Origin of the sequence: Paenibacillus sp. 79R4 (genome assembly GCF_013393165.1) — a bacterium.
Taxonomy (GTDB): Bacteria; Bacillota; Bacilli; order Paenibacillales; family Paenibacillaceae; genus Fontibacillus.
On sequence record NZ_QJOT01000004.1, the window covers coordinates 254,184 to 268,344 of the forward strand.

15 protein-coding genes are annotated in these 14,161 nt (G+C 49.5%); all 15 read right to left on the bottom strand.

Annotated features, from left to right (window positions below; all coding sequences use genetic code 11):
• Window positions 1-116: 116 nt before the first annotated feature.
• A complete protein-coding gene (locus tag DMN77_RS07155) occupies window positions 117-959 on the bottom strand; it encodes a TlyA family RNA methyltransferase (protein WP_068781814.1) in 843 nt (280 codons plus the stop codon).
• Window positions 960-1,026: 67 nt separating this feature from the next.
• Window positions 1,027-2,931 (bottom strand): 1-deoxy-D-xylulose-5-phosphate synthase, encoded by a 1,905-nt coding sequence (dxs, locus tag DMN77_RS07160; protein ID WP_068781815.1) that lies wholly within the window; start codon window positions 2,929-2,931, stop codon window positions 1,027-1,029.
• A gap of 94 nt (window positions 2,932-3,025) precedes the next feature.
• A complete protein-coding gene (locus DMN77_RS07165) occupies window positions 3,026-3,928 on the bottom strand; it encodes a polyprenyl synthetase family protein (protein WP_372775522.1) in 903 nt (300 codons plus the stop codon).
• On the bottom strand, window positions 3,921-4,175 hold the full coding sequence (gene xseB, locus DMN77_RS07170) for an exodeoxyribonuclease VII small subunit (RefSeq protein WP_179014169.1): 255 nt from the start codon (window positions 4,173-4,175) through the stop codon (window positions 3,921-3,923). Before xseB ends, DMN77_RS07165 begins: the two co-directional genes overlap by 8 nt.
• Window positions 4,165-5,532, bottom strand: coding sequence for an exodeoxyribonuclease VII large subunit (gene xseA, locus DMN77_RS07175; RefSeq protein WP_179014171.1), 1,368 nt, complete (start codon window positions 5,530-5,532; stop codon window positions 4,165-4,167). The genes xseB and xseA overlap by 11 nt, the downstream gene beginning before the upstream one ends.
• Window positions 5,533-6,036: 504 nt before the next feature.
• On the bottom strand, window positions 6,037-6,894 hold the full coding sequence (gene folD, locus DMN77_RS07180) for a bifunctional methylenetetrahydrofolate dehydrogenase/methenyltetrahydrofolate cyclohydrolase FolD (protein ID WP_179014173.1): 858 nt from the start codon (window positions 6,892-6,894) through the stop codon (window positions 6,037-6,039).
• A gap of 509 nt (window positions 6,895-7,403) precedes the next feature.
• A complete protein-coding gene (gene nusB, locus DMN77_RS07185; RefSeq protein ID WP_068781840.1) occupies window positions 7,404-7,856 on the bottom strand; it encodes a transcription antitermination factor NusB in 453 nt (150 codons plus the stop codon).
• A gap of 211 nt (window positions 7,857-8,067) precedes the next feature.
• Entirely contained in the window at window positions 8,068-8,301 is a 234-nt protein-coding gene (locus DMN77_RS07190; RefSeq protein ID WP_068781841.1) for a DUF2273 domain-containing protein, read from the bottom strand.
• An 11-nt stretch (window positions 8,302-8,312) separates the two neighbouring features.
• Window positions 8,313-8,852: an alkaline shock response membrane anchor protein AmaP gene (amaP, locus tag DMN77_RS07195; RefSeq protein ID WP_068781842.1), complete on the bottom strand. Its 540-nt coding sequence runs from the start codon at window positions 8,850-8,852 to the stop codon at window positions 8,313-8,315.
• Between the two features lie 138 nt (window positions 8,853-8,990).
• Window positions 8,991-9,398, bottom strand: coding sequence for an Asp23/Gls24 family envelope stress response protein (locus DMN77_RS07200; protein ID WP_068781843.1), 408 nt, complete (start codon window positions 9,396-9,398; stop codon window positions 8,991-8,993).
• Between the two features lie 115 nt (window positions 9,399-9,513).
• Window positions 9,514-10,857 (bottom strand): acetyl-CoA carboxylase biotin carboxylase subunit, encoded by a 1,344-nt coding sequence (gene accC / locus DMN77_RS07205; protein ID WP_179014174.1) that lies wholly within the window; start codon window positions 10,855-10,857, stop codon window positions 9,514-9,516.
• 43 nt (window positions 10,858-10,900) lie between these two features.
• On the bottom strand, window positions 10,901-11,392 hold the full coding sequence (gene accB, locus DMN77_RS07210; RefSeq protein ID WP_068781900.1) for an acetyl-CoA carboxylase biotin carboxyl carrier protein: 492 nt from the start codon (window positions 11,390-11,392) through the stop codon (window positions 10,901-10,903).
• Window positions 11,393-11,598: 206 nt separating this feature from the next.
• Entirely contained in the window at window positions 11,599-12,408 is an 810-nt protein-coding gene (locus DMN77_RS07215) for a SpoIIIAH-like family protein (protein WP_179014176.1), read from the bottom strand.
• A 282-nt stretch (window positions 12,409-12,690) separates the two neighbouring features.
• Window positions 12,691-13,329 (bottom strand): stage III sporulation protein AG, encoded by a 639-nt coding sequence (gene spoIIIAG / locus DMN77_RS07220; RefSeq protein WP_179014177.1) that lies wholly within the window; start codon window positions 13,327-13,329, stop codon window positions 12,691-12,693.
• Window positions 13,330-13,356: 27 nt separating this feature from the next.
• Entirely contained in the window at window positions 13,357-14,142 is a 786-nt protein-coding gene (gene spoIIIAF, locus DMN77_RS07225) for a stage III sporulation protein AF (RefSeq protein ID WP_068781847.1), read from the bottom strand.
• Window positions 14,143-14,161: the final 19 nt, after the last annotated feature.

Genomic DNA, 14,161 nt, shown 5'->3' on the forward strand with positions numbered 1-14,161 from the left:
GAAATGAAGGCCAGCTCCTGTCATGAAGGCAACATTTTATTTACCTCCTATTATAGGGAACATCTGTTCTGTTTTCAATATAATCCTCCGCTAATCCACAAAAAAATGAAAACCCGTCATTTCGACGGGTTCACACTGAACACTGCTCCAGCTTCCTCAACCACCTGACGGGCAAGCTTCAAGATTGCTTCGGAATCAGCCTCCTGGACTGAATTTTCAGTCAGGCGCAGATGCGCCAAAAATTCAACATTCCCCTCCCCGCCAGTAATCGGCGAGTAAGTCAGTCCCTGCAGCGCATATCCAAGGCCGAGCGCCTCTTCAAGGACCTGCTCCAGCACTTCGATGTGGACCTTCGGGTCCCGAACGACACCGGACTTGCCCACCTTCTCACGCCCGGCTTCGAATTGCGGCTTAATCAGTGCGACGACATCAGCGGGACGCTGCAGCAGTTCGAGAAGCGGCGGAAGAATAATCTTGAGCGATATAAAAGAAACGTCAATGCTGGCAAAATTCGGGATTGGACCGTCCAGATCCTCAGGGGTCATATACCTGAAGTTGGTCCGCTCCTTCACATTCACCCTCTCGTCATTACGCAGCGACCAATCGAGCTGATTGTAGCCAACATCAATAGCATAGACATAGCTGGCTCCATGCTGCAAGGCGCAGTCCGTGAACCCGCCTGTCGAAGAACCGATATCAAGCATGACACGGCCGGTCATCTCGATCTGGAACCATTTCAGCGCCTTCTCCAGCTTCAAGCCGCCTCGACCAACATAAGGATGGACAGCTCCTTTAACCGATAACGCCGTATCTCGCGGAATCTTCGTTCCAGCCTTTTCTAGCTGTTGTGTCCCGCTATAGACTAACCCGGCCATAATGGCCGCTTTTGCTTTTTCCCTACTGTCAAAATACCCCTGCTCTACAAGCAGGACATCTAATCTTTCCTTGGATACTGACATGTAATTCTCCTGACTGATACAAAAATCATCTCTCGCGAGGTTTATTAACCGGATAGAGCTTAGTCAGTTATTGATTCGCTTTTTGGGTAAAAGCAAACTTCTGTCCGGCCCGATAGCTGCGGACCTTCTCAACCAGCTTATCCGCCGTCAGACCAACCTCCTGAAGCTGATCCTTCACACTGCCGTGCTCGATGAAGCGATCAGGGATGCCCATGAGGCTAATATCCAGGCCTGCGATCCCCTGCTTAGCGTAGAACTCCAGTACAGCGCTGCCCAGACTTCCTGCATCGCAGGCTTCCTCCATCACAATCATCTGTCTGTTATACTTCGCCAATTGCAGCAGCATGGTCTCATCGAGCGGCTTAATGAAGCGCGCGTTGACGATATTCAAATAAATCCCATCGCGCTTCAATGTGTTTGCCGCTTCCTCAGCGATTTGAATCATCGGACCTACAGCAATTATGATCGGTCCATCTCCTTCTCGCACGGTCTCCCAGGTTCCGATTGGAATCGGAGTCAATACCTCATCAAGCTGTACTCCCGGAACCCCGCTTCGCGGATAACGGTAAGCAATGGGCCCGTCATTATATTCAAGCGCCGTCTTCATCATATGACGCAGTTCATTCTCATCTTTTGGCATCATCAGTACGATATTTGGCACATGGCGCAAAAATGCGATGTCAAATACACCTTGATGCGTCTCACCATCTGCCCCGACAAAGCCTGCGCGGTCAATCGCAAACATCACGTTAGCGTTATGGCGGCAAATGTCATGTACAATCTGGTCGTAAGCTCGCTGCATAAACGTCGAATAGACAGCATATACAGGCTTCATGCCTTCCATGGCCAAGGCCGCACACATCGTGGCCGCATGCTGCTCAGCTATGCCGACATCTATCATTCGGTCCGGGAACCGTTCGGCAAACTTAACTAGTCCCGAGCCGCCTGGCATTGCTGGAGTGACGGCTACAATCCGTTCATCCTGTTCGCCAAGTTCAATCAGGGTCTGACCAAAGACATCGGTATAAGTCGGATTGCCAACCGCTTTCAGAAGTTGACCGGACTCGATTTTGTATGGGCTAATTCCATGCCATTTAAAGGAGTCCTTCTCCGCCGGAGAATAACCCTTGCCCTTAGTCGTCAAGACATGGACAAGCACAGGGCCTTTTACATTATTAGCCTGGGTAAAGGCCTCAATCAAACCTTCGACATCATGACCATCCACCGGCCCCAAATATTTAAATCCAAGCTCTTCGAACAAAATGCCCGATAACATCATATATTTCAGGCTGTCTTTAAATTTCTCCACCGTCTTGGCTAATTTGCCACCGATGGCGGGAATTTTCTTAAGCAGCTGTTCAACTTCATCCTTGGCCCGCAAGTAATTACGGTCCGAGCGGATTTTCGTTAAATAATTATGAACCGCACCGACATTCGGAGCGATCGACATCTCGTTATCGTTTAAAATAACCATCATGTCTTTCTTCTCATGACCGATATGGTTCAATGCTTCAAAAGCCATTCCCCCGGTCAGAGCACCGTCACCGATAATGGCTACGACTTTATTGTCCGCGCCTTTGAGATCTCTGGCCAGCGCCATCCCCATGGCAGCGGATAACGAAGTGCTGCTATGTCCTGCTTCCCATACGTCATGCTCACTTTCGTTGCGCTTGACAAAGCCACATAAGCCATTGTGCTGGCGCAGACTGTCGAAGCGATCCATCCGGCCGGTCAATATTTTATGCACATACGCCTGATGGCCAACGTCAAATATAAATTTATCTTTTGGACTGTTATAGCAATAATGAAGAGCAATCGTCAACTCAACTACACCCAAATTGGATGCCAAATGTCCGCCGGTCACCGACAATTTCTCGATCAGAAATTGCCGCACCTCTTCAGCAAGAGTCGGCAGTTGATCGACAGATAATTTCTTCAGATCGCACGGATCATTTATTTGCGAAAGCAGCATTATTTTTCCCCGCTTCCTAAACTGGATTTCTCATTGTTGATAATAGTCTACATTATACCATAGGAATCTCAAATTCATGAAATTATCCTGCAATTTAATGGTCTCTGCGCAGCAGATAATCAGCAATCTGCAGCAATCTGTCCGGTTCGCCGATCAAGCCCGTCGACACAATCCGTCTGGCTTCGGCCGTAAGTCGCTCCATTTCAGCTCTAGAGGCATCCAGTCCAATAAAATAAGGATAGGTTACCTTCTGCTGCTTCACATCGCTCTGAGTTTTCTTGCCCAGCTTGCTCTCATCGCCAACCAGATCAAGAATATCATCCTGGATTTGAAAAGCGAGCCCTATATTTCGTCCATAGGTTTCAAGCGCTTCCAGTTGTGCTGCCGAAGCTCCGGCAATCCGCCCCCCAGCCTTGAGACAGAATACGATCAAATCTCCAGTTTTATGCTTATGAATATATTGAAGCTGTTCCAGGCCGGTTATCCCTTGTTCACCTTCCATATCCGCAGCTTGTCCCCCGACCATACCGGCCGGACCTGAGAATTGCGACAGTTCCTCTACGATGGAGAGCACAGCTTCCGCCGGAACTCCGTGTTTGCGATGCGCTTCAACAACGCTATAGAAGGCGTGGGTCAACAGCCCATCACCGCCGAGTATTGCCATGGCTTCGCCGAATACTTTATGATTGGTCGGTTTGCCGCGCCGAAAATCATCATCATCCATCGCCGGCAAGTCGTCATGGATCAGCGAATAGGTATGTACCATTTCCACGGCGCAGGCCACAGGCAAAGCAGCCTCGCGGCTGCCGCCCAGCGATTCCGCGGTGGCAATTACCAGCAGCGGACGAAGGCGTTTGCCTCCCGCCATTAAGGAATACTGCATGGATTCATGCAGATTGGTGGGAATCCCCCAATCTGCAGGGAAGATGGTGCGCAGATGAGAAGTGACCAAGCCGGAAATTTCTTCGATATAATGTGCTATCAATGTATCACCCAAGCGTCTCGCTCTCCTCTGTCTGCGGAATGAACGGCTGCTTTCGGATCTCGCCGTCCTCCTCCACAATCATCTCGACCTTGCGCTCCACCTGTCCCAGCTTCTCACCACACAGCTGCGACAGCTGCATGCCTTGCTGGAACAGATCGATCGCTTTCTCCAGCGGAACATCTCCATGCTCCAGTTGATTTACGATCGTCTCCAATTGATTCATCGCTTCCTCGAAGCTCATTTCCTGTTTATCTGTCATGATTGTTCTCATCTCCTTCCCGTCTCATGCCCCATACCTGACAATCCAACTCGCCATCCGTAACTTTGATCTTGACCATATCCCCTGGTTCAACATCATTTAATGATTTGATTAACGATTTATGCTGTTCATCATAGACAAGGCTGTACCCCCGGGCCATGACCTTAAGCGGACTCAGGGCATCCAGCTGACGTATGCTGGAATGCAGCCGCTGAGAATTCTCCTTGAGCATTCCTGTCATCGCCTGCTTCAGCTGCCGCTCCATCTCGCCCTGCCTGCGCTTCGCATAAAGCAGGGTCTCCTGCGGATGATGCCGCAGGAGACGGGCGCTCAGGCGGCCATGCGAGCTGACCGCCAGCTCCCTGCGGGCCGACGCGCGCGCCTTGAGGCGCGTCGTCAACATATCCAGCCGCTCCGCGTGCTGGAACAAACTGCGGCGCGGCTGCCGCAGCGCCGGCGAATTGGCCCGGCGGCGCAAGATGTCGCGCGCCTGGGCCAGCTGGTGCTGCAGGCTGCGCTGCAGCAGGCGCTCGCATTGGCCGAGCTGGGCTTTCAGCTCGGGGCGGTGCGGCACAGCGAGCTCTGCCGCCGCGGTGGGCGTAGCCGCTCGCAGGTCGCTGACAAAGTCGGCGATCGTGAAATCCGTCTCATGGCCTACGGCCGATATGACCGGGATTTCCGACTGATAGATCGCCCGCGCGACCTGCTCTTCGTTGAACGCCCACAGCTCCTCAAGCGAGCCGCCGCCCCGGCCGACGATCAAGACGTCGGCCTCGCCCATTTGGTTCAGCCTGCGTATCGCTTTCACGATTGAAGGAGCCGCTGCTTTGCCCTGCACAAGCACCGGGTACAACACAACCGCTGCCTGCGGATAGCGTCGCGCCAACGTCGTTATAATATCCCGCACTGCCGCTCCCGTCGGAGAGGTGATCACGCCGATCACATTCGGATAACGAGGAATCGGCCGCTTGCGTTCCGGTGCAAATAGCCCCTCCGCTTCCAGCTTGCCTTTTAGCTGTTCAAAAGCCAAATACAGGCTGCCGATTCCGTCAGGCTGCATATGTGTCGCATAGAACTGATACTGCCCGTCCCGTTCATAGACGGAGACATTGCCGCGAGCGATCACCCGCGCGCCCTCCTTCGGAATAAACGGCAAGCGCTGATTATGGGAAGCGAACATAATCGTCTTAATCCGACTGTCTTTATCCTTTAGAGTAAAATACATATGTCCGCTGGAATGATGGGTGAAATTCGATATTTCCCCGCGAATCCACACGTCCTGCAGTAAGGAGTCCGATTCCAGCTTCATACGAATATAACGATTCAATTCCTTAATCGATAAAATACGCTGCTCCATGGGGCCTCCCCCTTTCCAGCCATCCCATAAGCCAATAAGATACCTAAACAAATTCTAACGAAACGTGGTATCGCTATTCGAGCCCAAAAGCGCTCCCAAAAATTTTAACGAAACTGGGTATCGCTATTTGAGCATATTTGGGGTCTTAAGCCCAAATTTCGGGCGAATAACGATATGGTGTTTCGTTAAAATTTTTTTGCTGTTGATTTTGGTGAAATAACGATCTGTAGTTTCGTTAGAAATGTTGCGGCACATCATGGTACCTCTCTACAGCACAGTTCATACCGTACTCCACACTACCACTCTATAACGCTACTTCATACCACCACGCCATTGTGCCACTCTACAGCGACACCTCACGCCGTAGCGGCACTCCATAGCACTACTCCATAGCACTACGCCATAGCGGCACTCCATGCCAGCACTGCATAGTACTACTCAGACGCCGCGCTTCATGCCGACACTACATCCTTACCAACCCAACGGCAGCTCTTCATGCCGTTACTAAGCCAAACCGCCTAACCGCTTGGCGGCAATTAGGGTATTGTTCATCAACATCGTGATCGTCATTGGGCCAACTCCGCCGGGAACCGGAGTAATTGGACCGGAAACTTCCTTCACGCTTTCGAAATCTACATCTCCAGCCAGCTTGCCGTTATCGAGGCGGTTCATACCTACGTCAATGACAACTGCACCTGGTTTGACATAAGAGGCATCCACGAAGTTTGCTTTGCCGATCGCTACAACGAGGATATCAGCCTGTTTCGTCAGTTCCTTCATATTCGTGGTGCGCGAATGACACATTGTCACAGTGGCATTCTCACGCTGCAGCAGCAAGGATACCGGTTTCCCGACAATATTGCTGCGTCCGATGACTACCGCATGCTTGCCTGACATCTCGATCCCGGTGCGCTTGATCAGCTCGATGACGCCAGCAGGCGTGCAAGGAAGCAAACTATCATCGCCGATGACGAGATTGCCGACATTAACCGGGTGGAAGCCATCCACATCCTTCTCCACAGCAATCGCATCGATCACTGACTTCTCGTCGATGTGCCGCGGAAGCGGCAGCTGCACGAGAATCCCGTGAATATTCGCTTGCCGGTTCAACCGATCGACGAGCGCTAACAGTTCTTCCTGGGAAGTAGAAGCAGACAGGCGATGAACCTCAGAGTAATAGCCCAGATCATGGCACGCCTTCTCTTTATTGCGGACATACACTTGTGATGCCGGGTCTTCACCAACAAGAACTACGGCCAGACCTGGCGTCAGTCCTTGCTTCACCAGAGCCTCTACCTCCGCGCGCAATCCCGCACGAATTTCCTCAGACACTTGTTTACCGCTAATAATAGGTGCTGTCATTCATCTATCCCCTTTTCCCATGAAATTGCTCAATAAGTCCGCTTGCGATAAGAAAACCGATCGAGATCATTCAAGGATGAGCGAGCTCGATCCAATTGTTGGTTTTTTCGCGATATAGCCTTTCAATCAAAGCCTTAATAACGAATACATTTCTATATCTAACAGGAAATAACACAGAAAGCTATTCCCATCGAATCTTGAATTCAGCCGGCCAGGCAGATGCTTACGGACTCTTGTTCCTACGAAACTTCCCAGGCACTCATTGCAAACACAAGCTTCCGAGGTCGTGTTCCCCAAAACGTGTGACCCTGCTCCTCAATTCCTAACTTCATTCAAATGAAGTTTCTTAAAACTCACATCGGAACTCTAAGCTTCGGTACTGAAAGCCAGCTTTGATTCACGCATTTAAAGTTGTCCAAAAAGCGTTTTGAAAACTGCATCAAAAGTGCGCTAGACTGGGCCATCCTATTTTCCAAAGATACATGACATCGCTATGGCTGTCGCCCTGATTACGACATTTTCTCTTTGACCTGATCGATTTCATGGACCATCTTGCCGAGTACGCCATTAACAAACTTGCCGGATTCGCCGGTACCAAAATGCTTGGCTACCTCAATCGCTTCGTTCACAGCTACTTTGCCCGGCACATCTTCGCGGTACACCATCTCATAAACAGCAAGACGGAGCACTTGACGATCTACCTTGGACAGACGGCTGATTTGCCAGCCCTTCAAATAGTCCGACAGAACGCGGTCGATCTCTTCTTTGCGGCTCCACGTACCATTCACCAGCTCCAGTACGAACTCCTCAGCCTGATCAACATTCTTGATTTCTACTTCACTTTCGTTCTCTCCGGTAGCCTCAGCGATCAACATCCGCACCGCCTCCTGAGCCTCAACCTCGTTCATTTCCATATGATACAGACTTTGTACTGCTATTTCTCTTGCTAACCGCCGTTTCATGTATTTCCTCCTTGATTAATGGCCCGGGCCCTTGCTTAAGCCGTTCAGCCTCATATCGCTACAGATCCATATATCTATTATGAACTAAAATACGACCGATTCTCATTATATTTCTTATAATCCTTGCATTCAAACAAAAAAAACCTGTAACATGTTTTCTCCACAAAAATAACAAACCAAACTCTTTTCCGGAGAAAACATATCACAGGAATCATTTAAAAGGGCGCCAGCGCGTAGCCAGCCATTCTCTCAGCTCTTTCCACGGAACGAGCGGACCTTGATCCAGATCTCTGTTCTTGCCTACCGTATAACCCACAAACAGCAGGAGGGCACAGAACATCATATTCCAAAATCCGAAAAACAGATAGATCGGGCACAGGAATATAGCCGAAGCTACACCTAACAGTCTTCCTTTATGACTCTCCCATAATTGCTTCCAGAACACGGCCACTCCTCCTATTCAACCCGACTTTTAATGACAGGCGAATGGACGAGGTTAGCTATATATACTGAAACATAGGCTACCGGGATACCCGTGATCTCCTCCACGTGATCGTGGACTTGCTTCTGTACTTCCTCGGTCATTGCAGGAATCGATGATTCGCCGTCAACGACAGCCCGAATCATGATCTCCAGACCCGATTCAGTAATCTTAATTCTTGTCTTAACCTCTTTCACTCCACGAACTCGGGATGCCGCCTTGTAGGACAAGTTCTCGATCGTGTCGACGGAAATCTGGATGTCACCATAATCCGTGCGCTGATCGATTGAGGACTGCGTATGGCGCTCGCGACGAACGGAGATGTAGAAGAAACGGATGCTAAGCAAGATCAGCACGGAAGCCGCTACGATCGAAGAGATCAACAGGGTGTGCCCCTGCTCTTTATTAAGCGTTAGCGTGTACGAGCCCGTCATTAGTAGAATAGCTAGAATTGATAATACTCCAACACATAAACTGTATATGAGTAATAGGATTCTGTCCAAAATTTTGGCCACGACAGGGATAGCCTCCTTCACGGGTGGTAGTACTAAGGTTTTATAGAGAGAGTCAATAAACCTGCTCGATGAGCTCTCTCTTATACAAAAATTATAGTAAACCCCTGACGCATACGGTCGGGGGTTTGTTACTTCATATTATTTCACCCTATGGCTAGGTTCCACTTCTTCAATCTTCTCGGCAGCCTTGAAAATAACGTCGTGAATCTGTACATTTACTTCGATTACGGTCAAACCCGTCATCGTCTCGATCGAACGCTTCACATTGCGTTGAATTTCGGTAGCTACCTCTGGCAGGCGGTTGCCATATTCCACAATCACGGATACGTCAACGGCCGCTTCACGCTGGCCTACTTCCACCTTAACGCCTTTGGATAAATTTTTCTTGCCAAGCAATTCAGCAATGCCTCCAGCGAATCCACCGCTCATACCGGCAACGCCCTTTACTTCCACTGTAGCAAGTCCCGCAATCACTTCAAGGACCTCTGGTGCAATCTGAATCTCGCCAATCTCAGTCCGTTCGAACTCCGTAGGCAATGCACTCATTCTATTCATCCACCTCTCAATAAGTCTTACGCTATGTTCCAAGTCTTAGAAACCGCGCACTTATTATACATACTATATCATTTCAAGCACATTATGACAAACTAGCCGTCCAACCTTAAACCTCGTGTTCTTCAAGGAATTTGATATCGAAGTCACCACGAATAAAGACCGGATGTTCAAGAAGCTTCTGATGGAACGGAATCGTTGTATGAATTCCCTCAATCACAAACTCGGACAGCGCCCGCTTCATCTTGGCTATGGCTTCCTCACGAGTAGGAGCCCAGACGATCAGCTTGGCGATCATGGAGTCATAATACGGTGAGATCATATAGCCGGGATAAGCAGCGCTATCAACCCGTACTCCAGGACCACCCGGAGGAAGATAGAAGCCGATCTTGCCCGGAGATGGCATGAAATTACGCGAAGGGTCCTCGGCATTAATCCGACATTCCATCGCCCAGCCATTCAATTGGATATCCTCCTGGGTAAAGGAGAGCGGATTCCCCTCTGCCACAGAGATCATTTCCTGGATCAAATCGACGCCCGTGATCATTTCCGTCACAGGATGCTCAACCTGAATTCGCGTATTCATTTCCATGAAATAGAACTGTCCATCCGGACCAAGCAGAAATTCCAGAGTACCTGCCCCGGAATAGTCTACAGCAAGCGCCGCTCTTACCGCGGCCTCTCCCATTTCTTGACGCTTCTCAGGGGACAATACCGGACAAGGCGCTTCCTCGACCAGCTTCTGGCGACGGCGCTGTACCGAACAGTCACGCCCCCCTAGATACACAGCATGGCCATGCTTGTCAGCCATGATCTGTATCTCGACATGCTTCATGCCCGTCAAATATTTCTCAAGGTACACACCCGCATTACCAAACGCCTTCTCCGCTTCCTGCTGTGCTGTCGTAATCTGCTGGATCAGGGACGATTCATCCTCGGCAATGCGAATCCCTTTGCCGCCGCCTCCGGCGGTTGCTTTAATGATGACCGGATAACCGATATCGCGAGCGATCATAACGGCTTCTTCCACGTCCTCGATCAGACCTTCCGAGCCTGGAATAACCGGTACGTTAGCGAGCTTCATCGTCTGCTTAGCCACCGATTTATCGCCCATCTTCGTGATCGCTTCGGGAGAAGGACCGATAAAGGACAAATTGCATGAGCTGCAGATCTCGGCGAAATCCGCATTCTCCGCCAGGAACCCATAGCCCGGGTGAATGGCGTCGCATTCAGTAAGCGTTGCAACGCTCATCAGATTCGTTAGATTCAAATAACTGTCTTTCGAAGCCGTTGGCCCGATGCAGTAAGCTTCATCCGCCATGCGTACATGCAGAGAATCCTTGTCTGCCTCAGAGTATACGGCAACTGTTGAGATTCCTAATTCGCGGCAGGCGCGAATAATTCGAACCGCGATTTCACCGCGGTTAGCTATTAATATTTTGTTAAATTTCACAGTCTTCCATCCTCCTTGGAAAAGCTAGATGATACAGCCGCGATTACTCAGGCTTCACCAAAAAGAGAGGCTGTCCATATTCCACCAATTGGCCGTTCTCGACTAATACTTCGGTGATCTGTCCTTTGACTTCGGCCTCCAGCTCGTTCATCAGCTTCATCGCTTCGATAATACAGACGACTGTCTTCTCTCCAACCCGATCGCCAACATTAACAAAAGAATTGGCATCCGGAGATGAAGCGCGATAGAACGTCCCTACCATAGGCGATACAATGGTATGTAGGTTCGAATCCTGTTCGGTTGGACGTGCAGGCGCAGGCTCGGCAGCAGCTGGTATCCCTGCAGCAGCGCTAATAGACATAGGTCCTACAGATTGAACCACGGCAGATTCAACTGATGGCTGAACATGCACCACTTCAGTCTTGCCCGGTTTACGGATACAAAGTCTGGAGCCCTCATTCTCAAGCTCTAATTCATGTACGGACGTCTTGTCCACCAATTCAATTAACTCTTTGATTTCATCCAAATTAAACATCATCTTCATGATCACTCCTTCAGCTTCGCAAAGCCTTGGCCTTATTCAGCATTATAACTTTATGTATTATATCACAATCAATCAAAATGGAAAGAGTCCAAGCTTTGTTGGACTCTCCAGATTATTTCCCGTAATTTCAGCTATTTTGACGTATTTTCATTTATTATGCCGGTTCAAAAAGTCGATTTCTAGCGGTTACAATTCCCTTATTGGGTCACATATTGGACGCTGACCTTATCCTGGGATACGCCCAATTCCTTAATGACCAGGTCCATAATACTGACAGCATCTTTGGCTTCGAGCTTCTCGCTGACTACAAGCACCTGGTAATTATCTCCATTCTCTTTAACAATCGCATTGGAATATTGCTGCTGAAGCTTCTCTTCAATATCATAAATTTTATCTTCTTTCTCTTCCAGGGCGCTTAATTCTTTTTGAGCCATTGCTGCTTCTTCCAAGGTCTTGGATTCATCACTCATGGTTTTCATCAGTTCGTCGTACTTCTTATTGTTGTTATTGGAACGCTCTGCTTGGTAGGCTGTCAAATTATCCAAACCTGAAATACCTTGCGACTCCAACTGCTTCAAAACATCTTCATCGTTTGTATTTTCCGTGGCCGAGCTGTCTTTCGTCGATTTATCGCCCGCGTTGTCCGGCTGTTTGTTTTTGTCATCCTTGCCTTGGTTATCCTTGCCTTGCCCGGCCGGTTCTTTGCCATCATCAGCAGCCCCGCCCTTGGTTCCTTCATCAGCACTCACTCCTGCAGCATTGTCATCAGTAGCCAGGCTATCATCCTGTGCTTGCCCTGCCTCTACTTCATTGATAACCATGTCATCCTGACTATTTAAAGTATCAAGACCATTTAAGGCCCCTCCATTCTGATCCATCGTGGCTACCTGGCCATCGGTGCTCTTCCCTTTGGTCGAGCTATCCTCTGTGAACAAATAATAAGCTGACAAGATTACCATCAAGCTGAGCATAGATACGAGCCAAATTGTCTGTCTTTTCGATTTCATTGTGTAATTCCTCCTAATCATTTTTAAAAGTGAGTGTTTCAAGATTTGATGTTGAATTCACTTCCTGAATAACTTCATAATCAAAACCAGACTTTCTAAAATTTCCTCATTGCAATCAGGTTCAAAAAGGTCAATTTTCAGTAACCAGAAGGTTCGATAAAAGCTATAGTCTGAGAAGCGCAGCGTGCGTTGCAAGGAAACCTGCTTTTGAGTCGCGGTTGCTCATCCATGAACAGCTTCAATTGGTTTTCCGATCAAAAGTGGCCTTTTTGAATACCTTTTCTATTGTGATTGCTTGCGGGGTACGACCGATATCCGGTAGGCCGGAACATTCAGTCCTTTCTCCACAGCATCTACAATTAATCCTTTGACCGTCTTGTTCTCGGCCCCCTTCGCTACGACCAGGACACCGCGAACCTTGGGCTTGATTTTCTTCGTAATAATCGGCTGTTCATTGCCGGAGGATTCGTAAGTGACGATCTGACCGTCACGAGTATATTGCGTAACATGGCGTTTGCCGCCGTCCTTATCCGTCTCATCCGTTAATTCCTGTGTATCCTTCATATTGCGCTGTACAACAACCTCTTCTGTAGAGTCCACAGTGACCATCACATCAACGGCGCCCACCCCAACGATTTTTTCCAATATCTCTTTGGTCTTGCTCTCCAGAGAATATTCGATCTCGGCAAAAGGCCCCTCCCCTTCTGCTCCCGGTGTAGCCGGAGCCGAGACATTCTGCATCACCGGTGGCTCTCTCCCATCCCCGCCGGAATCAATCTGCTTCACGTTGACAAAGGAATATATGATCATTAGCGCCAGACCGACAAGGCCGAGAATTAATACGAGGCGGAAGGATTGCGCTCTTTTGCCGTCTTCTCCTTTGCCGATCCATTGCTCCAGCTTCTTCAACCATCCAGGCATCACTTCACCTCCACAAATAAATGTTCATTATTGCGTCATTACCGTCACTGATTCGCGAGGGACCCCCCACCTCTCGCCTAGCAGGTCTTCGATCTGTTTTTCCAGTCCAGAACCGCTCTTCTTCAGATCCGCTTCAGGAGTCTCAGAGACGGCCCCCTCCTTGTCGGCCATAACGGCCTGCGTCTGGTCATCCAGATTGGGGTTCTCCGATCGATCAGTCGAAGATGAGGATTTCAAATCAACATCGATCTCCACTTGATGGACTGGCGGGACCGTAATTTTCTTATCGGACTGCCCCTCCTCGTCCCCCTTTGCTGCTTCACTCTCCGAAGCCATGACCACCTCAACTAAAGAGTAGACTAATTGCTTCGACTGGGCAGGGAACTCAGATGAATTGCGGGAATCCTGAGTTTCATTGACGAGCTTGACGGTAACGCGGCTAACGGGATGGCCTGTCTCCTGTTCTATCGACTGCTTCATCTGTCGGGCTGCCTCCTCCGCCGTCCATTGGAGAACTTCGGCTTCCTGCTTCTGTCTCATCTCCTCGCCTTGGCGCAAGATTGCCAGCGTACTCTGCTGCGTGTTACTGCTGTTTGAATCGTTCAGGTTATCCGCAAGCGCGATCTCTAACTTCTGCTTGGCTTCCGGTGTAAAGATGCGAACTACAGGAGCAATTAGCGTTAGCAGAATCAACAGGCTGACCACAAAGCGGACATAACGTTCCATCGCCCGATTCGGCAGGAGCAGGTCAATGAAGACCGCGAACAGAACAATAATAATGATTTGCTTCAGCCACTCCCCCAGGAAGTCCATATTGCCTCACCGCCTTACC

Bases quoted from the DNA above. Each gene is read 5' to 3' on its own strand.
- xseB (WP_179014169.1), bottom strand. From the start codon at position 4,175: ATGACAGATAAACAGGAAATGAGCTTCGAGGAAGCGATGAATCAATTG.
- DMN77_RS07200 (WP_068781843.1), bottom strand. From the start codon at position 9,398: ATGAGTGCATTGCCTACGGAGTTCGAACGGACTGAGATTGGCGAGATT.
- spoIIIAG (WP_179014177.1), bottom strand. From the start codon at position 13,329: ATGCCTGGATGGTTGAAGAAGCTGGAGCAATGGATCGGCAAAGGAGAA.
- folD (WP_179014173.1), bottom strand. From the start codon at position 6,894: ATGACAGCACCTATTATTAGCGGTAAACAAGTGTCTGAGGAAATTCGT.
- nusB (WP_068781840.1), bottom strand. From the start codon at position 7,856: ATGAAACGGCGGTTAGCAAGAGAAATAGCAGTACAAAGTCTGTATCAT.
- xseA (WP_179014171.1), bottom strand. From the start codon at position 5,532: ATGGAGCAGCGTATTTTATCGATTAAGGAATTGAATCGTTATATTCGT.
- accB (WP_068781900.1), bottom strand. From the start codon at position 11,392: ATGTTTAATTTGGATGAAATCAAAGAGTTAATTGAATTGGTGGACAAG.
- spoIIIAF (WP_068781847.1), bottom strand. From the start codon at position 14,142: ATGGACTTCCTGGGGGAGTGGCTGAAGCAAATCATTATTATTGTTCTG.
- DMN77_RS07215 (WP_179014176.1), bottom strand. From the start codon at position 12,408: ATGAAATCGAAAAGACAGACAATTTGGCTCGTATCTATGCTCAGCTTG.
- DMN77_RS07155 (WP_068781814.1), bottom strand. From the start codon at position 959: ATGTCAGTATCCAAGGAAAGATTAGATGTCCTGCTTGTAGAGCAGGGG.
- dxs (WP_068781815.1), bottom strand. From the start codon at position 2,931: ATGCTGCTTTCGCAAATAAATGATCCGTGCGATCTGAAGAAATTATCT.